Below are 20,992 nucleotides of genomic sequence, written 5' to 3' on the forward strand. Positions count from 1 at the left end.
CGCGGCCTCCCTCAACCCATGAGCCAGAGATGGAACAGCGCGGCGAGCGCGACGGTTCCCAGCGCGGCGAAGAGCCCGGCGAGCAGATCGTCCAGCATGACGCCCGTCGCGCCCGGCCGCCGGTCGGCCCAGCCCACCGGCCCCGGCTTCAGGATATCGAAAGCGCGGAAGAGGACAAAGCCCGCGATCCAGCCGGGCCACAGATCGAGCGCCGCGGCGCCCGAGACCATCGCGCCCGCCGAGACCGGCCAGAGCGCGAGCCACTGCCCGGCGAGCTCGTCCACCACGATCTCGGGCGGGTCCTGCGGCCCGCCGGCGCGCGCCTCGGCGACGACGGCCCACCAGCCGAGCGCCGTGACCGCCAGCGTGGCGACGACCACCGCCGGAAAGCCGCCCAGCACGTGCAGCGCCCAGAAGAGCGGCAGCGCCGCGAGCGAGGCCCATGTGCCCGGCCCGGGCCGCAGGTAGCCCAGCCCGAAGAGCGTCGCGATCGCGCGGGCCAGCGTCACGGCGCCACCAGCGTCGCGGTGGCGAGCGCCGCGATCCCTTCCTCGCGGCCGGTGAAGCCCAGCCGCTCGCTCGTGGTGGCCTTGACGCTGACGCGGTCCGGATCGGAGCCGGTCTCGCGGGCGATTTCGTCTCGCATTTCAGCGGCATGCGACCCGATCTTCGGGCGTTCGCAGACGAGCGTCACGTCGAGGTTCGCGATGCGATAGCCCCGCTCGGCCGCGCGGCCCGCGGCGTGGCGCAGGAACACGCGGCTGTCGGCGCCCTTCCACTGCGGATCGGAGGGCGGGAAATGCCGCCCGATGTCGCCGTCCGCGAGCGCGCCGTAGATCGCGTCGGTCAGCGCGTGGAGCCCGACGTCGGCGTCCGAGTGCCCGCTCAGCCCGCGGTCGTGCGGGATGCGGACCCCGCAGAGCGTGACGTGGTCGCCCGGGCCGAAGGCGTGGACGTCGTAGCCGTTGCCTGTCCTTACGTCCATGCCGCCTCGCAAGTATTTCTCCGCACGCGCGAAATCCTCCGTGTGGGTGATCTTCAGATTGGCCTCGGCGCCCGGGACGATGGCGACCTCGAGGCCGGCGGCGCGCGCCACCTCCACGTCGTCGGCGGCGTCGCCGGGGTGCGCGCGATGCGCCGCGCGGATCGCGTCGAGGGCGAAGCCCTGCGGTGTCTGCGCCCGGTAGAGCCCCTCGCGCGCGACGGCGCCTGTGACGCGGCCCTCCGCCCCGCGCCAGAGCGCGTCGGTCACCGGCAGCGCCGGCGCCGCGCCGTCGTGGCGGGTCAGCGCGTCGAGCACTGCGTCGATCACGGTGCCGGGCACGCAGGGCCGCGCGACGTCGTGGATGAGCACGTGACGCGCCCCGCTCTCCGCCAGCGCGGCGAGCCCCGCGCGCACCGAATCCGCCCGCGTCGCGCCGCCGGGGACCCAGCGCAGGCCCTCGGGGATGTGCGCGGCGTCGTCGGGATGGGCGACCAGAAGCACCTCGGCGATGCCCGGATGCGCGGCGAAGGCCGCCACGGTCCAGTCCGCGACGCGCCGCCCGGCGAGCGGGCGCCACTGCTTCGGCAGCCCGCCCCCCGCGCGGCGGCCGCGTCCGGCGGCGACGATGAGAGCGGCTGCGTGCATCGCGGATCCCGTGTGGCTCGGCCCCTGTCTATCCCGACAGGGCGCGGAGGCAAGGCCCGGATGCGCTGCACAAGAATTAGGCGGAGGACACGCCCGCGCAGCCCGGACCCGGCGGATTACTTGCCGCGCGGCGCTGTATCGCCTAGGCCTGAGAGTATGCACAAGGATTAGGCAGGTGATCTTGAACCTCGGCGACCGACGACTCGAGCCCCCCGTGCTCCTCGCCCCGATGGCGGGAATCACGGACCGGCCCTTCCGCGATCTCGTGGCCGGCTTCGGCGCCGGGCTCGTCGTCTCGGAAATGGTGGCGAGCCAGGAGCTCGTGCAGGCCAAGCCCGGCGTGCGCGAGCGCGCGGCGCTCGGCCTCGGGCGGGCGGACACCGCCGTGCAGCTCGCCGGGCGCGACCCGCGCTGGATGGCCGAGGCCGCCCGCATGGCGGAGGCCAACGGCGCGCCGATCCTCGACGTCAACATGGGCTGCCCGGCCAAGAAGGTGGTCGGCGGGATGTCGGGCTCGGCGCTCATGCGCGAGCCGGACCATGCCCTGCGCCTGATCGAGGCGGTGGTGGGCGCCGTGTCGGTCCCGGTGACGCTCAAGACGCGCCTCGGCTGGGACGCGGACGCGCTTAACGCGCCCGAGATCGCCCGGCGGGCCGAGGCGGCGGGCATCGCCATGATCACCATCCACGGGCGCACGCGTTGCCAGTTCTACAAGGGCCGGGCCGACTGGCGTGCGATCCGCCGGGTGGTGGAGGCGGTGCGCATCCCCGTCGTCGCCAACGGCGACATCGTGACGCCGGCCGACGCGCGCGCCGCCCTCGCGGCCTCGGGCGCGGCGGGGGTCATGATCGGGCGCGGCACGCAGGGCGCGCCCTGGCGCGTGGCCGAGATCGCCGCCGCGCTGACCGGCGGCACACCGCCCGAGGCGCCCCAAGGCGCCGCATTTTCAGACATGGTGGCAAGGCATTACGAGGCAGCGCTCACCTTTCACGGCAAGGAGATCGGCGCGCGCGTCGTGCGCAAGCACCTCGGCTGGTACATGGACCGCGCGGGCACGGCGCCGGAGCTGCGCCGCCGCGTGCTGACCGCCGCGCCGGAGGAGGTGCCGCGCCTGCTGCCCGAGGCGCTGGCGGCCGGACCCGGCGCGCAGGTGGCGGCATGATGGACGACGCCGCCATCTGGGGCGCGCTCCCGGTGCCGGGCCTCGTGCTCGACGCCGAGGACCGCATCGCCAGCGCGAACACCGCCGCCGAAAGCTTCTTCAACGTCTCGGCGCGCTCTCTCGTCGGGCAGCCCGTCTGGGATCGCCTGATGGTCGACGCGCCGATGGAGGAGAGCTTCCGCCGCGCGCGGGCGCACGGCACGCCGCTTTTCGTCAACGACGTGGACGTGGGCACGGGCGAGCGGGCGCCGGTGCAGTGCAACCTTCAGATCGGCCCGCTCGGCGGCGGGAGCGGTGCGATGATCCTCGTGATCTCCCCGCGCGAGCTCGCCGGGCGCATGACCAAGAGCCAGTCGGTGAAGTCGGCGGCGCAATCGGCGATCGGCATGGCGCAGATGCTCGCGCACGAGATCAAGAACCCGCTCGCCGGCATCACCGGGGCGGCGCAACTCCTATCGATGAACCTCGGGGCGGAGGACCTTGAATTCACGGACCTTATCGTCGCCGAGACGCGGCGCATCCTGAAGCTTCTGGAGCAGGTGGAGGAGTTCGGCAACACCAAGCCGCCGGCGATGCAGCCGGTGAACCTGCACGACGTGCTCGACCGCGCGCGGCGCTCGGCGCTCCTCGGCGTGGCGGCGCACATGCGGATCGTGGAGGATTACGACCCCTCGCTGCCGCTCGCGCACGGCGATCCGGACCAGCTGTTGCAGGTGCTGCTGAACCTGATCAAGAACGCCGCGCAAGCCGCTGATGCGGAAGGCGGAACCATCCGCCTGCACACCTACTACGAGCACAGCTTCCAGCTGCGCCGCTCCGACGGCGACGGGCAGGCGTTGCCGCTCCAGGTGGAAGTGATCGACGACGGGCCGGGCCTGCCCGCCGGGCTCGAGGGCGACATCTTCGATCCCTTCGTCTCGGGCCGCGAGAACGGCACCGGGCTCGGCCTCGCGCTCGTCTCCAAGATCGTCTCGGACCACGGGGGCTGGATCTCGGTCTCCTCGACGCCGGGGCGCACCGTGTTCCGCATTTCGTTGCCCCGCGCCCCGCGCGCCTCAAGGGAGACTGACTGATGGACGGTACCGTTCTCGTCGCCGACGACGACCGCACGATCCGCACCGTGCTGACCCAGGCGCTGACGCGCGCGGGCTGCAAGGTGCACGCCACCTCGTCGCTCACGACGCTCATGCGCTGGGTGGTCGAGGGCAAGGGCGACGTGGTGATCTCGGACGTGATGATGCCCGACGGCAACGGCCTCGAGATGCTGCCCAAGATCGCCGAGGATCGCCCGGGCCTGCCGGTTATCGTCATCAGCGCGCAGAACACCATCATGACCGCCATTCAGGCCGCCGAAGCCGAGGCCTACGACTACCTGCCGAAGCCCTTCGACCTGCCGGACCTGATGAAGCGCACCTCCAAGGCGCTCGAGACGCGGCGCCACGCTCCGGCGCCCGCGCCCGCCGAAGAACCTGCGCCGGGGGAGGACGGCGAGCTGCCGCTCGTCGGGCGCACGCCGGCGATGCAGGCGCTCTACCGGCTGGTGGCCAAGGTGATGAACGCCGACCTGCCGGTGCTGGTGACCGGCGAATCCGGCACCGGAAAGTCGCTCATCGCGCGGACAATCCACGATTTTTCCGACCGGCGCACACTGCCCTTCGTCACCGTCACGGGCGCCGACCTGCGCGAGCTGGAGGGCCCGCAGCGGGTGCTCGCGCGGGTGAAGGGCGGCACGCTCCTCATCGACGAGATCGGCGACATCGAGGACGAAGTGCAGGCCCGCCTCGTGCGGATGATCGACGCGCCGGGCGAGCATGCGCCGCGCTTCATGGCGACGAGCCAGGGCGATCTCGCCCGCGCGATGGAGGAGGGGCGCGTGCGCCGCGATCTCTACTACCGCCTGACCGGCGCGACCCTGCACGTGCCCAGCCTGCGCGAGCGGGTGGAGGACATCGCGCTCCTGACCGAGCATTTCCTCGCCCGGGCCGAGCGCGACGGCCTCGCCCGGCGCCAGCTGTCGGAGGACGCGCAGGAGCTCTTCCGCACCTACAGCTGGCCCGGCAACGTCCGCCAGCTCGAGAACGCGGTGCGCCGGCTCGTGCTCACCTCGCGCGCCGACGAGATCACGCGGAGCGAGGTGGAGCAGATCCTCGGCGACCAGCCCGAGACCGAGCCGGTGCTGCGCGGGCAGGCGGGCGGCGAGAACGAGAAGCTCTCGGCCTCCGTCGCGCGCCACCTGCGGCGGTATTTCGACCTGCACGGCTCGGCCCTGCCGCCGCCCGGGCTCTACCCCCGCATCCTGCGCGAGGTGGAGGCGCCGCTCATCGAGATCACGCTCGAGGCGACGGGCGGCAATCAGGCGAAATGCGCCGATCTGCTCGGGATCAACCGCAATACCCTCCGCAAGAAGATCAACGACCTCGAGATTCAGGTGACACGCCGCCGCAAATTGATGTAAAAGGGCAACAGACCCGTGGCGATGCCGTGGCGTGCCGGGCGGCACGTCGCGCCACGCCACCAGATTTAGCGGTGGCGCGCGACGCGCGCCCGACAGGGGCGGGGGCAGTTCGTGGCGTTGCGGGCACAGCGTCTATCGTGGAACGGGCTGAGCCGGCTCAGCCGGCAGCGGCGGGTGCAGAACGCCGCGACGCTGGGGCTCGTGCTGCTCGGACCGGTGCTGGCGCTGGCGACCTTCCTCGTGCTCGGGCCGCTCGATCAGGGCGCCGGGGCGTGGTCGCTGCGCCTCGTGCTGCTGGCCGATCTGGTCTATGTGCTCGCGGTCGCGGCGCTCGTCTTTCAGCGGGTGGCGCGGATGGTCGCCGCGCGGCGCGCGCATTCCGCGGGCTCGCGGCTGCACCTGCGCCTCACCTTCGTCTTCGCGATCATGGCGCTCCTGCCGACGATCACGGTGGCGGTCTTCGCGGGGCTCACCGTCAACATCGGGCTCGAGGGCTGGTTCTCGGACCGGGTGCGCAGCGTCCTCGGCTCCAGCCTCGCCGCGGCGGAGGCCTACGAGGAGGAGCACCGCGAGGATCTCGCCACCGATGCGCGGGCGCTCGCCGATTTCCTCGACGCGGCGGCGGAGGCGCGCGTCCTGATGAGCGACGGGGGCCTGCGGGTCCTGCTCGGGCAGGCGCAGGGGCAGATCCAGCGCGGCCTGCGCGAGGCCTTCGTGATCGACGGCGCGGGCGAGATCCGGGCGCGCGGCGAGCGCTCCTATCTCTTCGACTTCGAGGACCCGCCCGAGGGCGCCTTCGCCGAGGCGCGCGAGGCCGGCGTGGCGATCGTCGAGGACTGGGACAACAACGAGTTCCGCGCGCTCGTGCCCCTCGACGCCTTCGCCGACCGCTGGCTCTACGTCAGCCGCGAGGTGGACGGGGAGCTCCTGAGCCTTCTCGACGAGACGCAGGAGACCGTGCGCCTCTACCAGCAGCTCGAGAACGAGCGGGGGCGCGTTCTGTTCGAGTTCGGGCTGCTCTACCTCGGCTTCGCGGTGATCCTGATCCTCGCCGCCGTCTGGCTCGGCCTCTGGTTCGCCGAGCGCCTCTCGCGCCCCGTCGGGCGGCTGACGGCGGCGGCGCAGCGGGTGGGCACCGGCGATCTCGACGTGCAGGTGCGCGAGGAGGAGGGCGACGACGAAATCTCGATGCTCGGGCGCTATTTCAACCAGATGACGCGCCAGCTTCACGCGCAGCGCGAGACGCTGCTGGAGAACACCCGCCAGATCGAGGACCGGCGGCGCCTGTTCGATTCGGTGCTGTCGTCGGTCACCTCGGGCGTCGTCGGGCTCGACAGTTCGGGCCGGGTGACCTTCGTCAACCGCTCGGCCGAGAAGCTCCTCGGCTGGGAGGAAAGCCGGCGCGCGCTGCCCATCGGCCTCGCCGTGCCGGAGTTCGGCCCCGTCTTCGAGCGCGTGCGCTCGGGCCGCGCCGAGGTCGCGCAGGACGAGGTGAAGGTCAGCCGCGACGGCCGGATGGAGAACCTCCTCGTCCGCATCGCGCCGCGCCGGCGCGAGGACGGCGGGCTCGAGGGCTACGTGGTCGCCTTCGACGACGTCACCGACCTCGTCGCCGCGCAGCGCATGGCCGCCTGGGGCGACGTGGCGCGGCGCATCGCGCACGAGATCAAGAACCCGCTGACGCCCATCCAGCTCTCGGCCGAGCGCATCCGGCGCAAGTTCGGCCGCAAGCTCGGGGAGGCGGAGGCCGAGGAGCTCGGTGGCATGACCGAGCGCATCGTGCGCCAGACCGACGACCTGCGCCGCATCGTGGACGAGTTCTCGCGCTTCGCGCGGATGCCCGAGCCCGACCGCCGGCGCGAGGATCTCGCGCAGCTCCTGCGCGACGCGGTCGAGATGCAGGAAGCCGGGCAGCCGGAGGTGCGCTTCGAGACGGCGATCCCGGCGGGGCCGGTCACGGCCGATCTCGACGCCACGATGATCGGGCAGGCGCTGACCAACCTCCTGAAGAACGCGGGCGAGGCGATCGAGAGCCTGCGCGCGGCGGGCGCGCCGGAGGACCACGCGGCGGTGATCCGCGTCGAGATGAAGGCCGCCCCGCGGGAGGCCGTGATCCGCATCGCCGACAGCGGCATCGGCCTGCCCGAGGACCGCGCGCGCCTCTTCGAACCTTACGTCACCACGCGGGAGAAGGGCACGGGCCTCGGCCTCTCCATCGTCAAGAAGATCATCGAGGATCACGGCGGCGCGCTGACGCTCGAGGACGCGCCCGTCTTCGAAGGACAGAGCCGCGCCGGCGCGATGGCGACGATCCGCCTGCCGCTGCCGGCGCGCGCGGAACAAGACATTGAACCGGAAGAGATAAGGGGGGACGCATGAGCGACATTCTGATCGTCGACGACGAGCGCGACATCCGCGAACTGATCGGGGACATCCTCGAGGACGAGGGCTTTTCCGTCCGCCTCGCCGCCAACTCGGAAGAGACCATGGCGGCGATCAACGCCGAGCCGCCGGGGCTTTTGATCCTCGACATCTGGCTCAAGGACAGCCGGATGGACGGCATCGACATCCTCAAGACGGTCAAGCGCGACAACCCGGACGTGCCGGTGGTCATCATCTCGGGCCACGGCAACATCGAGATCGCCGTCGCGGCAATCAAGCAGGGCGCCTACGACTTCATCGAGAAGCCCTTCAACATCGACCAGCTTCTCGTGGTGATCCGCCGCGCGATGGAGACCTCGCGGCTCCGGCGCGAGAACCAGGCGCTGAAGCGCCGCGAGACGCGCGCGGCGCGCATGATCGGCGAGAGCGCGGCCTTCCGCACGCTCATGGGCCAGCTCGACAAGGTGACGAAATCCAACGGCCGGGTGATGCTCACCGGCCCCGCGGGCTGCGGCAAGGAGGTCGCCGCGCGCTACATCCACGCCCGCTCGGCCCGCGCGCAGGCGCCCTTCGTCACGGTGAACTGCGCCGCCATCGCGCCCGAGCGCATGGAGGAGGTGCTCTTCGGCCGTGAGACGCCCGAGCGCGGCGTGGAGCCCGGCCTGCTGGAGGAGGCGCACGGCGGCGTCGTCTATTTCGACGAGGTGGCCGACATGCCCCCCGGCACGCAATCCAAGATCCTGCGCGTGCTCGTCGACCAGACCTTCCAGCGGCTCGGCGGCGCGGACAAGGTGCGCGTCGACCTGCGGGTGATCTCCTCGACCAACCGCGACCTCGAGGCCGAGATCGCCGCGGGCCGCTTCCGCGAGGAGCTCTTCCACCGGCTGAACGTCGTGCCGATCGCGGTGCCCTCGCTCGAGGAGCGGCGCGACGACATCCCGCTGCTCGCGCAGCATTTCATCGAGGAGGCCAACGCGACGCAGGGCCTGCCCCTGCGCGAGCTCTCGGGCGAGGCGCTGGCGCTCATGCAGACGATGCTCTGGCCCGGCAACGTGCGCCAGCTGCGCAACCTCGTCGAGCGGGTGCTGATCCTCGGCGACGGGAGCGGCCCGATCGAGGCGCGCGAGTTGCCGCAGGAGCCGCAGCCGCGCGACGGCGAGGGGCGCGTGGTGCTCTCGGGCGAGGTGGCGACCCTGCCGCTGCGCGAGGCGCGCGAGGCCTTCGAGCGGGAGTATCTACTGACGCAGATCAACCGCTTCGGCGGCAACATCTCGCGCACGGCGAATTTCGTCGGAATGGAGCGCAGCGCGCTCCACCGCAAGCTCAAGTCGCTCGGCGTGGTCACCGCGCGCAGCGGGCGCCCGGCCGGGGCCGACGAGGAGGACGACGACGCCCCCGCGGTCAGCCAGGCGGGCTGAGCACGGGCCTCCCCCGAGCCGCCGGAGGGGGGCGGGCAGGGCGAGGTCGCGCCTGAGGCAGCCAGAGCGCCTCGCTCACTGCGCCCGCACTAAGGCCATCGGCCCGCCCGCGCGCTTGGGTAGCTTGGCGCAACGGCACACGGCGCGCGGAGCGGATGGCGTGGACACCCCTTGTCGCCCAGTGGATGACCCCCGGCCCTTGGCCCGGCAAGACATCCGCCACGCGCGGCCCCGGGGCGCGTGGCGCGCACGCCGCCTGCGGCCGCGCGTCGCGCCGGGGCGACGCCGGGTTGATTTGGCTCAATGCAGCGGCGCAGCTTCCGGGCGACGCACGGCAGCAACGAGAGGAGCGCGACGCATGCAGGACGCCACGGCAGAGCCCGGGACGCACGACCGGCTGGAGAACTTCCCGATCAGCTTCTTCGCGATGGTGATGGGGCTGATGGGCCTCAGCCTCGCGCTGCACGCGGGGAGCGTGCCGTGGCCCGCGCTCGCGCGCGCCTCGGAGGCGGTGCTCTGGATCGCGGTGGCGGCCTTCGCGGGGATCGCGGTCCTCTATCTCACGAAGTGGCTGCGCCATGCCGACGCCGTCTCCTGGGAGTGGCATCATCCCGTGCGCCTCGCCTTCTTCCCGGCGATCTCGATCTCGCTCCTGCTGATCGCGACGGGGCTTCTGGCGACCTATCCGGGGGCGGCGCGCGCGGTCTGGTGGGCGGGCGCCGCGGGTCAGGCGGTGCTGACGCTCGCCGTGGTCTCGGGCTGGATCGGGCACCGGAGCTTTCAGGTGGGCCACCTGACGCCGGCGTGGTTCATCCCGGCCGTGGGCAACGTGATCGTGCCGGTGGCGGGCGTGCCGCTGGGTTACGTCGAGATTTCCTGGCTCTTCTTCTCGGCCGGGCTCGTCTTCTGGATCGTGCTGCTGACGCTCGTCTTCAACCGGCTCGTCTTTCACGACCCGGTCCCGGCGCGGCTCTTCCCGACGCTGGTGATACTGATCGCGCCGCCGGCGGTCGCCTACCTCGCCTGGGTGCAGCTGACGGGCGGGGTGGACCCCTTCGCGCGCATCCTGCTCAACGCGGCCTATGTCTTCGCCGCGCTGGTCGCCGTGCAGGTGCCGAAGCTCGCCCGGCTGCCCTTCGCGCTGAGCTTCTGGGCGCTCTCCTTCCCGATCGCGGCGCTCTCCATCGCCTCCTTCCGGCACGGCGCGCTGGCGGACTCGCCCGCGCACGTCTGGATCGGGACCGGCGCGCTCGCGCTCCTCGGCGCGGTGGTCGTGGGGCTTCTCTGGCGCACCGGGCAGGCCGTCGCGCGGCGGGAGATCTGCAAGCCGGAGTAGGCGCGGATGGGGTATAATTATACCATATTCGCAAGGCTTTGATTTTGCAATATAAAACGCGGCGCCGCGCGCTTGACTGTGCGCGCCGCGCCCGTATAACCCCACCATCCCGACCGCGGGGGCGAGAGGCCCGCGCGGACGCGCGACAGAATACGAGGAACACCCCCGGATGAAGACCTATTCAGCGACCCCGGCGGACATCGAGAAGAAATGGATCGTGATCGACGCCGAAGGCGTCGTGCTCGGCCGGCTCGCCTCGATCGTCGCCACCCGGCTGCGCGGCAAGCACAAGCCGGGCTTCACCCCGCACATGGACTGCGGCGACAACGTCATCGTGATCAACGCCGACAAGGTGCAGCTCACGGGCAAGAAGCGTGACGAGCACTTCTACTGGCACACGGGCTACCCCGGCGGCATCAAGTCCCGCACCAAGGACCAGATCCTGACCGGCGCGCACCCCGAGCGCGTGGTGACGCAGGCCGTCAAGCGGATGCTGCCCGGCAACCGCCTCTCGCGTCAGATCATGGGCAACCTGCGCGTGTACGCCGGGGCCGAGCACCCGCACGAGGCGCAGCAGCCCGAGAAGCTGGACGTGACCGCGATGAACTCCAAGAACACCCGGATGGCGACGTAATGGCGGACGAAATCAAATCCTTCGAAGGGCTGGACGCGGTGGCCGACGCCCCCGCGGCCGAGGAGACGGCCGTCACCCGCGAGCCGGTGCGCGACGCGCTCGGCCGCTCCTACGCGACGGGCCGGCGCAAGGACGCCACGGCGCGCGTCTGGATCAAGCCGGGCTCCGGCAAGGTGCAGGTGAACGGCAAGCCGATCAACGAGTACTTCGCGCGGCCCGCGCTGCAGATGATCCTGCGCCAGCCCTTCCAGGTGGCCGGCGTCGAGGACCAGTTCGACGTGATGTGCACCGTCAAGGGCGGCGGCCTCTCGGGGCAGGCCGGCGCGGTGAAGCACGGCATCTCGCGCGCGCTGCAGTACTACGACCCGGCGCTGCGCCCGGCGCTGAAGGCCGCGGGCTTCCTCACCCGCGACAGCCGCGTCGTCGAGCGCAAGAAGTTCGGCCGCGCCAAGGCCCGCCGCAGCTTCCAGTTCTCGAAGCGCTGAGGCGTCCTCCCGGACATGCAAGGGGCCGCCCGCGGGCGGCCCTTTTTTCGTACGCCCGTCACTCGTCCGGCGGGATCAAGCCGAGGCCGCGCAGGTAGACGCCGATGCCGCTTTCGAGAAGTTCCTCGGCCGGGAAGGGCGATTGCGTGCCCGGTGAGTTGCGCGCGAAGAGTTCCACGACACCGTGGCTCATCGCCCAGACGTGCGCCGAGAACATCGCCGGCGGCGGGCGCTTCTCGGGCGGGATGTGCTGCGAGAGGTCCTCGGCCGCGCGTTGCAGCACGCCCCACGCGCGGTCCGCCGCGGCGGCGAGTTCGGGCGTGCGCTGGATCGAGATGCCGCTTTCGAACATTGCGATGTAGTGGCCCGGATAGCGCCGCGCGAAGGCGAGATAGGCGCGTCCCGTCGCCTCGAAGGCGGCGAGGGCGGAGGGCTGGCCCGTCTCGTAGGCCGCGCCCATGACCTCGGCGAAGATCTCGTAGCCCTGCCGCGCGGCCTCGGCGATCAGGTCCTCGCGCCCCTCGAAATGGCGGTAGACGGCCGCCGGCGTGACGCCCGCCTGCTTGGCGGCCTCCGACAGGGTGAAGCCCTGCGGCCCCCGCGCCTCGATCAGTCGGAGTGCGGCGGCCACGAGTTCCTGGCGCAGGTTGCCGTGGTGATAGCCCCGCTTAGCCATCGCGCCAGAGCTCCGGCCCGCCGAGGATCGTCGGATCGCGCACGCCGATCGCCTCGGCGTCCTTGTGCGCGTAATCGAGCCGGGCGAGCACGGCGCGGATCGCCTCGAGCCGCGCGCGGCGCTTGTCGTCCGAGCGCACCACGCACCAGGGCGCCTTCGCCGTGTGCGTGCGCCCCAGCGTCTCGCGGATGGCGTCGCTGTAGGCCTCCCAGAGGCGCAGCCCCTCCACGTCGATGCGCGAGACCTTCCATTGCTTCACCGGGTCGCGCTCGCGCACGAGGAAACGGCGGAGCTGCTCCGCGCGCGAGACGTCGAGCCAGAGCTTCACGAGCACGATGCCGTCGTCCACGAGCATCTTCTCGAAGTCGGTCACCTGATGGAAGAAATGCGCGCGCTCGGCCGCTGTGCAGAAGCCGAAGACATGCTCGACCACCGCGCGGTTGTACCAGGAGCGGTCGAAGAGCACGATCTCGCCCGCGGCGGGCAGTTGGCGCACGTAGCGCTGGAAATACCATTCCATCGCCTCGCGTCCCGAGGGGGCGGAGAGCGCGACGAGGCGCGCGATGCGCGGGTTCATCTCGGCGCGGAAGCGCTTGATCGTGCCGCCCTTTCCGGCGGCGTCCCGCCCCTCGAAGAGCACGGCGACCCGCGCGCCCGCGTCGCGTGCCCAGCGCTGGAGCTTGGCGAGTTCGACCTGCAGCGCCGCGAGGCGGCTCTTGTAGTGCGCCTTCTGCATGCGCCGCGCGTAGGGAAAGCCCGCGCCGATCAGGCGGTTCCTGTCGCCCCCGGCGCGCGCGATCGCGGCGCGCACGGCCTCCGGCGCCTCGGTCTCGTAGTAGTCGGTGATCGCGCCGTCGAAGGGCAGGGGCATCGCCGCGTCCTTTTGACCCGATAATGGGGAGCGCCGCCGCTCAGCGCAATCCGGCCCGCGCCGCCGCCCGGTCCACCGCTGCGACGACCGCGTCCTCGTCGGCGTGGTGGGGCATGTGGCCCACGCCCTCGAGCACCGTCAGCCGCGCGCCCTCGATCTGTTCGGCGAGCGGCTCGGAATGGATCGAGAGACCCACGGTGGTGTCGGCGTCGCCGTGCAGGATCTCGACCGGCACCTCGATCGCGCCGTAGCGTGTGTGCAGGTCGCGGATCTCGGCGTTGATCGCGGCGCGTTGCAGCGCGTTCTCGCGCAGCGTCGCGCGGCGCAGGGTGAGGCCGGGGCCGAAATGCGCCGCGTAGCGCTCGGGCACCGGCTGCGGGGCGAAGACCTCGGCGACGGCCTCCTCCACCACGCGGTCGGGCACCCAGGCCGAGATGAGCGCCGCCGCCACCGGCCCGAGCCACGGATGCGAGGTCAGCCGATAGTAAAGCGAGAGATCGCTTTCCCACGGGTTCGAGGCCGCGGCGAGCGGCACCAGCCCCGCGAGCCGGTCCGGATGATGCACCGCCCAGGCGAGCGCCACCGCGCCGCCGTAACTGTGGCCCAGCAGGATCGGCCGCTCCGCGCCGAGCTTCCCGGCCGCCCGCATCAGGAGCCCCGCCTGCACCGTGATCGAGGCGCCCCCGTCGCCCAGCCGCGGCGTGTAGCCGAGGCCGGGCCGGTCGAGCGCGATGACCCGGTAGCGCGCGGCGAGACGCTCGGCCAGCGAGAAGGTGAAATCCCGCAGGTTCCCGCTCGCCCCGTGGATGAGCACGAGGGGCGGGCCCGCGCCCATCTCGCGGACGTGCACCGGGTGGCCCTCCACCGCGACGATGCGGCCCGAGGGCGGCCAGCGCGCCTCCGCCCGCGCCTCGTGCGCGCGGGCGCGCCAGAGCGTCGCCGCCGCGAGAAGCGCGAGGGCGAGGAGCAGCCAGAGACCCGCCTTAAGCGCCAATGGCGTCGATCTCGAAGGGGGTGGACTGATAGATCTCGTTGATCCAGTTACCGTAGAGGAGATGCGCGTGGCTGCGCCAGCGGTTCGACGGCGGGCGCGACGGGTCGTCCTCGGGGAAGTAGTTCACCGGGATGCGCGTCGAGATGTGGTCGGCCACGTCGCGGTCGTATTCCTGCTTGAGCGTATCCCGGTCGTATTCGAGGTGGTTGAACACGTAGAGCGCGCGGTGCCCCGGGTCCTCCACGAGGCAGGGACCGACCTCGTCCGAGCCGATCAGCGTCGTCAGCCCCTCGACCGCGTCGATCTCGCCCTGACGCATCTCGGTCCAGCGGCTGACGGGGATCAGGAGCTCGTCCGAGAAGCCGCGCAGGTAGGGCGAGGCGGGGGCGAGGTTGCGGTGGCGGAAGCAGCCGAAAGCCTTTTCCTCCAGCAGGTGCTTCTGCACGCCGTGCAGGTGGTGGATCATCGCCATGCCGCCCCAGCAGACGCCGAAGGTCGAATGGACGTGGGCCCGCGTCCAGTCGAAGACGCGGCGCAGCTCGTCCCAGTAGGTGACCTCCTCGAACGGCAGATGCTCGATGGGCGCGCCGGTGATGATCAGCCCGTCGAGCTTCTCGCCGCTCGCCTCCACCTCGGCGAAGGGGCGGTAGAAGCTTTCCATGTGCTCGGCGGCGGTGTTGCGCGTGCGGTGCTCGGTCATCCGGATGAGCACGAGCTCGATCTGCAGCGGCGTCGCCCCGATCAGCCGGGCGAACTGGTTCTCCGTCTGGATCTTCTTGGGCATCAGGTTCAGAAGCCCGATGCGCAGCGGCCGGATGTCCTGCCGCGCGGCGGCGTCCTCGGACATGACCATGACGCCCTCGCGCGTGAGCACTCTGAAGGCGGGCAGGTCCGAGGGCAGCTTGATCGGCATCGCGCGGGTCCGGTCGGTGGCGGGAAAGCGGTGAGATACGGCTATTCGCCCCGGGTCTCAAGGGCGCGGGCGATGAGCGCCTCGAAGTCCGCGGCGTCGGCGACGCGCGCCACCTCGTCGGCCTGCACGGTGACGCCGCGCGCGGCGAGCGCGCGGTAGCGCGGCGCACGATGGGCGAGCGCCTGCGCATAGGCCCAGCGCACGAAGGCGTCCGGGTCCACCCGGTCCTCGGCGAGCCCCGTCTCGGCGAGATAGGCCGCCCAGCGCTCGCGCAGGAACTCGGGCTGGTAGTACATGGGCTTCGGCGCCCGGTCGAAACGGCGGATCAGCGCCTCGGTGTGCGCCTCCGTCCCCTCGATCCAGACGAGCAGGAGCGACTCCTCGAGCTGGCGCAGGAGCGGGTCCTCCGGGTCCCACGGGTCGACCACCTCGCAGAAGGAGCCGCTCGAATCGCAGATGAAATGCGGGTAGCCGTAGATCGCCTCGCCCCGCTCGATGAAGCGCGCGGTGTCCTGCATCGCCGCGATCTCGGCGGCGCGGTGCTCCTCCTGCCGGCGCATGTACTCGTCGAAGGGCAGCCCCCCCTTCGCCGGATCGCCCGGCTTGCCGAGGTAGGTCGAGAGCGGCGCGAGGTTGTGGAAGCGGATCTTGGATTCGATCGAGATCGAATCCGACATCAGCAGCTCGCGCAGGACGGGCACCTGCATCGCCTCGCGCTTGAAGAGATCGGCGATGTGCTCGCCCATGTAGCGCGTGCCGATGCGGTAATCGACGGAGTAATGAAACCAGTCGCCCGTCTCGCGCAGGAGGCTCGCGAGCCGCGTCTTGCCGAGCCCCGACATGCCGAAGAGCAGCACCCGCTTGTGCGCCGCGCCCCGCCAGTCCGCCACCGTGTCGTAAAGCATCCCGCGCTCCGTCCCGCTGTCGCCCCGTCTCTAGCGGGCAGCGCGCGCCGGGACCAGAGGGCGGGGGCCAAGGGCCTTGCAAGGCCCTTGGCCCGGGGCGGTCGTCGACCGCCCCGGGCAAGGCGCTTCCAAGCGCCTTGCGCCCGGCTCAGGGCAGCGCGCGCCGCGCGCGCGTCTCGGCCCAGATGTTGAGGTAGTTCGCCGCGAAGATCACCGCCGCGCCGATCAGAACCGCCCATTGCAGATCCTCGGCGTAAAGCGCCATGCCCACCGCCGTCAGCACCGGCAGGCGCGCGAAGTCCATCGGCATGACCACCGCCGCCGGCGCGAGGGAGAGCGCGGTCGTCAGGCAGAAATGCGCCGAGAGCCCCGCGATCCCCACCACCACGAGCCAGCCCGCCGCCCAGAGCGGCGGCACCGCGACGTCGAGATCCGCCGCGGCCGTGACGAGGCCGAAGACCGACTGCATCGCGGTCATCCAGAAGAGGATGCAGGTGATCGTTTCGCTCCGCGTCAGCCGGCGCGTGAAGACCGCCGAAAAGGCGAAGCCCACCGCCGCGCCCGCCGCCGCGATCTGGCCCACCGAGAGGGGCGCGGCGCCGGGCTGCGCGACGATCAGGATGCCGAGAAAGCCGAGCGTCGCCGAGACGAGGCGCATCACCGTGAGCCGCTCGCCGAGGATCAGCGGCGAGAGCAGCACCACCCAGATCGGCGAGGTGAACTCGAAGGCGACGAGCTGCGCGAGCGGGATGAGCGGGATCGCGAAGAACCAGAGGTTCTGCCCGGTGAAATGCGCGAGGTTGCGCGCCGCGTGCAGCCCGATCCGCCGCGTGCGCACCTCCGCGAGCCGCCCGGTCCAGGCCGCGGCCGCCACCACGATCGCGAGGCCCACGAGGCTCCGGTAGAACATGATCTCGAAGGTGTCGAGCGTGCCGCCGAGCTGGCGCCCGGCCACCGCCATGCCGGTGAAGGAGGCCACCGTGCCGGCCATCCAGAGCGCCGCCCTGAGCGTCGGGCTCATGCGCCGCGCCCCGTCCGGGTCCGTGGACACACCCGCGCCGGGACCGGACCGCGGGCGGCGGTCATGGACGCGCCCGGCAGCGCGTCACTCCCACTCGATCGTGCCCGGCGGCTTCGAGGTGATGTCATAGGTCACCCGGTTGATGCCGCGGACCTCGTTGATGATCCGCGTCGCGGTCTCGGTCAGGAAGTCGTGCGAGAAGGGGTAGACGTCCGCCGTCATGCCGTCGACGCTGGTCACCGCGCGGAGCGCGCAGGCGTAGTCATAGGTGCGCCCGTCGCCCATCACGCCCACCGTGCGCACCGGCAGGAGCGCCGCGAAGGCCTGCCAGATCTCGTCGTAGAGCCCGTGACGGCGGATCTGGTCGATGTAGACGGCGTCGGCCCGGCGCAGGATCTCGAGCTTGTCGCGGGTGATCTCGCCGGGGCAGCGGATGGCGAGACCGGGTCCGGGGAAGGGATGACGGCCGATGAACCAGTCCGGCAGGCCGAGCTCGCGGCCGAGCGCGCGCACCTCGTCCTTGAAGAGCTCGCGCAGCGGCTCGACGAGCGCGAGCCCCATCTTCTCCGGCAGCCCGCCCACGTTGTGGTGGCTCTTGATGGTCACCGACGGCCCGCCGGCGAAGCTCACGGACTCGATGACGTCCGGATAGAGCGTGCCCTGCGCGAGGAACTCCGCCCCCTCGATCCGGCCCGCGTGCTCCTGGAAGACGTCGATGAAGAGCCGGCCGATGGTCTTGCGCTTCTCCTCGGGGTCGGAGACGCCCTCGAGCGCGTCGAGGAAGCGGTCCTGCTCCTCGGCGTGGACGAGGGGAATGTTGTAGTGGTCGCGGAACATGCCCGTGACCTCCGCCGCCTCGCCCTCCCGCAGGAGGCCGTGATCGACGAAGACGCAGGTCAGCTGATCGCCGATCGCCTCGTGCAGGAGGACCGCGGCGACGGAGCTGTCCACGCCGCCCGAGAGGCCGCAGATCACCTTCGCGTCGCCCACCTGCGCGCGGATCTTCGCGATCGCCTCAGCGCGGTAGGCGCCCATCGTCCAGTCGCCGGTGAAGCCGGCGATCTTCAGGAAGTTGGCGTAGAGTTGCCGGCCGTTCGGCGTGTGATGCACCTCCGGGTGGAACTGCACGGCGTAGAAATGCCGCTCGGGGTCGGCGGTGATGGCGAAGGGGGCGCCGGGGGAGGTGCCGAAGACCTCGAAGCCGGGGGCGAGCGCGGCCACATGGTCGCCGTGGCTCATCCAGACCTGCTCCGGGCCTTCCGCGAACCAGCCCTCCAGCAGGTCGAGCCCTCGGCCCGCCGGGGTCACCGAGGCGCGGCCGAACTCCGCCGTGCCGGCGCCGCGCTCCACGCGCCCGCCGAGCATCTGCATCATCACCTGCTGGCCGTAGCAGATGCCGAGAACGGGCACGCCGAGCTCGAAGACCGCCTGCGGGGGCCGCGGGCTGCCCGCGTCGGGCACCGAGGCCGGCCCGCCCGAGAGGATCACCGCCTTCGGCGCGAAGTCGCGGAGAAAGGTCTCCGTGACGTGCTGGAAGGGATGGATCTCGCAATAGGTGTCGAGCTCGCGCAGGCGGCGCGCGATGAGCTGCGTCACCTGGCTGCCGAAATCGACGATGAGCAGGCGGTCGTGCTGGCGGGCGTGGTCCATGCGCGGTGGTTACGCCGCACGCGCGGCCGGCGCAAGCGCCCTCGGCGCCGTGGGGCGGAAGGGGGCTGTCTGCCCCCCTCTTGGCCTTCGGCCAATTCACCCCCCGAGAGTATTTGCACCAAGATGATGGACCGGCGCCCTCCCATCATCTTGGTGGAAATACTCCGGGGAGCGCGAGGGGCAGCGCCCCTCGCCCCTCCCGCGCGGGCGGGGCCGCGGCCTTCCTGCTTGACGCCGGCGGGTGGTCGGCGGACAGTCCCCGGGCGCCGGGGTCGGCGCGGAGCGGACAACGGGGAGGCGTGAATGACAGTCTTGCGATCGCTGCTGGCCGGGACCTGCGCGCTGGCGCTCGCCGCCGGGGCGCAGGCGTCGGATCTGAAGGTCGGGTTCCTGAGCACGCTGTCGGGCGGCGGTGCCGGGCTCGGCGTGGATATTCGCGACGGGTTCCTTCTCGCCCTCGGCGAGGCCGGCGCCGACGACGTCGAGGTCGTCGTCGAGGACACCCAGCGCAAGCCGGAGGTGGCCGTGCAGGTCGCCGACGAGTTCATCCAGCGCGAGGAGGTGGACGTGCTCACGGGCATCGTCTTTTCCAACATCGCGCTCGCCGTGGTGCCCTCGGCGGTCAATCAGGGCAAGTTCTATATCTCGCCCAACGCCGGGCCCTCGCAGCTCGCCGGGCGGGGCTGCCACGAGAACTACTTCAACGTCGCCTGGCAGAACGACGCCATGCACGAGGCCGCGGGCGCGCACGCCAACGACGCGGGCTACGAGAGCGCCTTCATCATGGCGCCCAACTACCCGGCTGGGCAGGACGGGCTCACGGGCTTCAAGCGCTTCTACGAGGGCGAGGTCGTCTCGGAGGTCTACACCCGGCTCGGGCAGACCGACTACGCCGCCGAGATCGCGCAGATCCGCGCGAGTGACGCCGACGTCGCCTATTTCTTCCTGCCGGGCGGGATGGGGATCTCGTTCCTGAAGCAGTATGCCGACGCGGGCGTGGACATTCCGCTGATCGGGCCGGGCTTCAGCTTCGACCAGACGATCCTGCCGGCGGTGGGCGACGCGGCGGCGGGGGTGCGCAACACCTCCGAGTGGTCGCCCGACCTCGACACCGCGGCGAACGCGGCCTTCGTCGAGAGCTTCCGCGCGGCCTACGACCGCACGCCCTCGATGTACGCCGCGCAGGGCTACGACGCGGCGCAACTCCTGCTGTCGGCGATGGAGACGGCCGACGTCTCGGACGCCGACGCCTTCCGCGAGGCGCTGCGCGCGGCGGAGTTCGAGAGCGTGCGGGGCGCGTTCCGCTTCGCCGCGAACCAGCACCCGATTCAGGACATCTACGTCCGCGAGGTGGTCGAGCGGGACGGCGTCTGGACCAACGTGGTCGTCGGGCCGAGCCTGCAGGACCACAGCGACGTCTACGGCGCGGACTGCGATCTCTGATCCGGCGCGCGCCGCGGGGGCGTCCCGCGGCGCGCCCGCGCGCGGGCCGTGGCGGACGGGGCGGCGCCGCGGCCCGACCACGTGCGCGAGGGGGCGATGACGACGATCCTCTTCATCGAGCAGGTGCTGAACGGCCTGCAGTTCGGGGTGATGCTCTTCCTGATGGCCGCCGGGCTGACGCTCGTCTTCGGCGTCATGGGGCTCATCAACCTCGCGCACGGCGCGCTCTACATGGTGGGCGCCTTCGCCGCGGCGAGCGTCGCGGCGGCGACCGGCAGTTTCCTCCTCGGGCTGATCGCGAGCCTCGCGGCGGCGGCGATGGCCGGCGCGATCGTGGAGATCGTGGTGATCCGGCGGCTCTACCGGCGCGACCATCTCGACCAGGTGCTTGCCACCTTCGCGCTGATCCTGATCTTCTCGGAGGGCACGCGCTGGCTCTTCGGCTCCTTCCCGCTCTACCTCGACATTCCCGAGGCGCTCTCGGGGCCCGTCACGCTGCCCGGCGGGATCGACTATCCGCTCTACCGGCTCTTCATCATCGCCGTGGGGCTCGCCGTCGCGGGCTTCCTCTTCTGGCTGATCGCGCGCACGCGCCTCGGCATCCGGATCCGCGCGGGCGAGGCCGACCGGGAGATGATCGCGGCCCTCGGCGTGGACATCTCGAAGCTCTACACGCTCGTCTTCGCCCTCGGCGCGGCGCTCGCGGGCATGGCGGGCGCGCTCGTCGGCGCGATCCAGTCGGTGGAGGTCGGCATGGGCGAGCCGGTGCTGATCCTCGCCTTCGTCACGATCATCATCGGCGGCATCGGCTCGATCAAGGGCGCCTTCGTCGGCGCGCTGCTCGTGGGGCTGATCGACACGCTGGGGCGCACGCTGCTGCCCATCGCCTTCGGCACGGTGATGGAGGCCTCGGCGGCGACGACCGTCGGCTCGGCGCTCGCCTCGATGCTGATCTACATCCTGATGGCGGGCGTGCTCATCGCGCGGCCGCAGGGGCTCTTCGGGGCGGCGGCGTAG

General features: G+C 71.6%; 19 protein-coding genes. 10 read left to right on the forward strand and 9 right to left on the reverse strand.

Annotated elements, in window-relative coordinates; genetic code table 11:
• Window positions 1–11: 11 nt before the first annotated feature.
• Window positions 12–509 (reverse strand): phosphatidylglycerophosphatase A family protein, encoded by a 498-nt coding sequence (locus DRV84_RS07095; RefSeq protein ID WP_115979192.1) that lies wholly within the window; start codon window positions 507–509, stop codon window positions 12–14.
• A complete protein-coding gene (locus tag DRV84_RS07100; protein ID WP_115979193.1) occupies window positions 506–1,630 on the reverse strand; it encodes a bifunctional 2-C-methyl-D-erythritol 4-phosphate cytidylyltransferase/2-C-methyl-D-erythritol 2,4-cyclodiphosphate synthase in 1,125 nt (374 codons plus the stop codon). Before DRV84_RS07100 ends, DRV84_RS07095 begins: the two co-directional genes overlap by 4 nt.
• Before the next feature lie 175 nt (window positions 1,631–1,805).
• On the opposite strand from DRV84_RS07100, the gene dusB reads away from it, so the two are divergent.
• The 8 genes from dusB (at window position 1,806) to rpsI (ending at window position 11,502) form a co-directional block, all read left to right on the forward strand.
• Window positions 1,806–2,792 (forward strand): tRNA dihydrouridine synthase DusB, encoded by a 987-nt coding sequence (gene dusB / locus DRV84_RS07105; protein ID WP_275668735.1) that lies wholly within the window; start codon window positions 1,806–1,808, stop codon window positions 2,790–2,792.
• Window positions 2,789–3,865 (forward strand): two-component system sensor histidine kinase NtrB, encoded by a 1,077-nt coding sequence (locus DRV84_RS07110; RefSeq protein WP_115979195.1) that lies wholly within the window; start codon window positions 2,789–2,791, stop codon window positions 3,863–3,865. Before dusB ends, DRV84_RS07110 begins: the two co-directional genes overlap by 4 nt.
• Window positions 3,865–5,247, forward strand: coding sequence for a response regulator (locus DRV84_RS07115; RefSeq protein WP_115979196.1), 1,383 nt, complete (start codon window positions 3,865–3,867; stop codon window positions 5,245–5,247). The genes DRV84_RS07110 and DRV84_RS07115 overlap by 1 nt, the downstream gene beginning before the upstream one ends.
• Before the next feature lie 111 nt (window positions 5,248–5,358).
• The gene (locus DRV84_RS07120; RefSeq protein WP_420852968.1) at window positions 5,359–7,626 is read left to right on the forward strand and encodes a sensor histidine kinase NtrY-like; all 2,268 of its coding nucleotides are present in this window, start codon (window positions 5,359–5,361) and stop codon (window positions 7,624–7,626) included.
• Window positions 7,623–9,047: a nitrogen assimilation response regulator NtrX gene (ntrX, locus tag DRV84_RS07125; RefSeq protein WP_115979198.1), complete on the forward strand. Its 1,425-nt coding sequence runs from the start codon at window positions 7,623–7,625 to the stop codon at window positions 9,045–9,047. Before DRV84_RS07120 ends, ntrX begins: the two co-directional genes overlap by 4 nt.
• A 358-nt stretch (window positions 9,048–9,405) precedes the next feature.
• Window positions 9,406–10,383, forward strand: a complete 978-nt coding sequence (locus DRV84_RS07130) for an SLAC1 anion channel family protein (RefSeq protein WP_115979199.1) — start codon at window positions 9,406–9,408, stop codon at window positions 10,381–10,383.
• A 169-nt stretch (window positions 10,384–10,552) separates the two neighbouring features.
• Window positions 10,553–11,017 carry a 50S ribosomal protein L13 gene (rplM, locus tag DRV84_RS07135; RefSeq protein ID WP_115979200.1) on the forward strand — a complete coding sequence of 155 codons (465 nt, stop codon included), beginning with the start codon at window positions 10,553–10,555 and terminating at the stop codon, window positions 11,015–11,017.
• Window positions 11,017–11,502 (forward strand): 30S ribosomal protein S9, encoded by a 486-nt coding sequence (gene rpsI / locus DRV84_RS07140; protein ID WP_115979201.1) that lies wholly within the window; start codon window positions 11,017–11,019, stop codon window positions 11,500–11,502. Before rplM ends, rpsI begins: the two co-directional genes overlap by 1 nt.
• 58 nt (window positions 11,503–11,560) lie before the next feature.
• On the opposite strand, the gene DRV84_RS07145 is transcribed toward rpsI, so the two are convergent.
• The 7 genes from DRV84_RS07145 to guaA form a co-directional block, all read right to left on the reverse strand.
• Window positions 11,561–12,178, reverse strand: a complete 618-nt coding sequence (locus tag DRV84_RS07145) for a TetR/AcrR family transcriptional regulator (protein WP_115979202.1) — start codon at window positions 12,176–12,178, stop codon at window positions 11,561–11,563.
• Window positions 12,171–13,049 (reverse strand): polyphosphate kinase 2, encoded by an 879-nt coding sequence (ppk2, locus tag DRV84_RS07150; RefSeq protein ID WP_115979203.1) that lies wholly within the window; start codon window positions 13,047–13,049, stop codon window positions 12,171–12,173. Before ppk2 ends, DRV84_RS07145 begins: the two co-directional genes overlap by 8 nt.
• A gap of 40 nt (window positions 13,050–13,089) precedes the next feature.
• Window positions 13,090–14,043, reverse strand: coding sequence for an alpha/beta fold hydrolase (locus tag DRV84_RS07155; protein WP_192881403.1), 954 nt, complete (start codon window positions 14,041–14,043; stop codon window positions 13,090–13,092).
• On the reverse strand, window positions 14,033–14,956 hold the full coding sequence (locus DRV84_RS07160) for a homoserine O-succinyltransferase (RefSeq protein WP_115979205.1): 924 nt from the start codon (window positions 14,954–14,956) through the stop codon (window positions 14,033–14,035). Before DRV84_RS07160 ends, DRV84_RS07155 begins: the two co-directional genes overlap by 11 nt.
• Window positions 14,957–14,997: 41 nt before the next feature.
• A complete protein-coding gene (locus DRV84_RS07165) occupies window positions 14,998–15,861 on the reverse strand; it encodes an ATPase (RefSeq protein ID WP_115979206.1) in 864 nt (287 codons plus the stop codon).
• A gap of 148 nt (window positions 15,862–16,009) precedes the next feature.
• On the reverse strand, window positions 16,010–16,882 hold the full coding sequence (locus DRV84_RS07170; protein WP_115979207.1) for a DMT family transporter: 873 nt from the start codon (window positions 16,880–16,882) through the stop codon (window positions 16,010–16,012).
• 84 nt (window positions 16,883–16,966) lie between these two features.
• Window positions 16,967–18,532: a glutamine-hydrolyzing GMP synthase gene (guaA, locus tag DRV84_RS07175; protein WP_115979208.1), complete on the reverse strand. Its 1,566-nt coding sequence runs from the start codon at window positions 18,530–18,532 to the stop codon at window positions 16,967–16,969.
• Between the two features lie 303 nt (window positions 18,533–18,835).
• Here guaA and DRV84_RS07180 point away from each other — a divergent pair, with 303 nt between their 5' ends.
• Together DRV84_RS07180 and DRV84_RS07185 are read left to right on the forward strand one after the other, a co-directional pair.
• Entirely contained in the window at window positions 18,836–19,975 is a 1,140-nt protein-coding gene (locus DRV84_RS07180; protein WP_115979209.1) for an ABC transporter substrate-binding protein, read from the forward strand.
• Between the two features lie 96 nt (window positions 19,976–20,071).
• Window positions 20,072–20,992 (forward strand): branched-chain amino acid ABC transporter permease, encoded by a 921-nt coding sequence (locus DRV84_RS07185; protein WP_115979262.1) that lies wholly within the window; start codon window positions 20,072–20,074, stop codon window positions 20,990–20,992.

This window comes from Rhodosalinus sediminis, from assembly GCF_003385555.1.
Classification (GTDB): Bacteria; Pseudomonadota; Alphaproteobacteria; order Rhodobacterales; family Rhodobacteraceae; genus Rhodosalinus; species Rhodosalinus sediminis.

Coding starts and splice junctions, on each gene's coding strand:
- DRV84_RS07185 (WP_115979262.1), top strand. CDS start 20,072: ATGACGACGATCCTCTTCATCGAGCAGGTGCTGAACGGCCTGCAGTTC.
- DRV84_RS07180 (WP_115979209.1), top strand. CDS start 18,836: ATGACAGTCTTGCGATCGCTGCTGGCCGGGACCTGCGCGCTGGCGCTC.
- DRV84_RS07160 (WP_115979205.1), bottom strand. CDS start 14,956: ATGCCGATCAAGCTGCCCTCGGACCTGCCCGCCTTCAGAGTGCTCACG.
- DRV84_RS07110 (WP_115979195.1), top strand. CDS start 2,789: ATGATGGACGACGCCGCCATCTGGGGCGCGCTCCCGGTGCCGGGCCTC.
- DRV84_RS07145 (WP_115979202.1), bottom strand. CDS start 12,178: ATGGCTAAGCGGGGCTATCACCACGGCAACCTGCGCCAGGAACTCGTG.
- DRV84_RS07170 (WP_115979207.1), bottom strand. CDS start 16,882: ATGAGCCCGACGCTCAGGGCGGCGCTCTGGATGGCCGGCACGGTGGCC.
- rplM (WP_115979200.1), top strand. CDS start 10,553: ATGAAGACCTATTCAGCGACCCCGGCGGACATCGAGAAGAAATGGATC.
- rpsI (WP_115979201.1), top strand. CDS start 11,017: ATGGCGGACGAAATCAAATCCTTCGAAGGGCTGGACGCGGTGGCCGAC.
- DRV84_RS07130 (WP_115979199.1), top strand. CDS start 9,406: ATGCAGGACGCCACGGCAGAGCCCGGGACGCACGACCGGCTGGAGAAC.
- DRV84_RS07165 (WP_115979206.1), bottom strand. CDS start 15,861: ATGCTTTACGACACGGTGGCGGACTGGCGGGGCGCGGCGCACAAGCGG.
- guaA (WP_115979208.1), bottom strand. CDS start 18,532: ATGGACCACGCCCGCCAGCACGACCGCCTGCTCATCGTCGATTTCGGC.
- DRV84_RS07100 (WP_115979193.1), bottom strand. CDS start 1,630: ATGCACGCAGCCGCTCTCATCGTCGCCGCCGGACGCGGCCGCCGCGCG.
- ntrX (WP_115979198.1), top strand. CDS start 7,623: ATGAGCGACATTCTGATCGTCGACGACGAGCGCGACATCCGCGAACTG.
- ppk2 (WP_115979203.1), bottom strand. CDS start 13,049: ATGCCCCTGCCCTTCGACGGCGCGATCACCGACTACTACGAGACCGAG.
- DRV84_RS07115 (WP_115979196.1), top strand. CDS start 3,865: ATGGACGGTACCGTTCTCGTCGCCGACGACGACCGCACGATCCGCACC.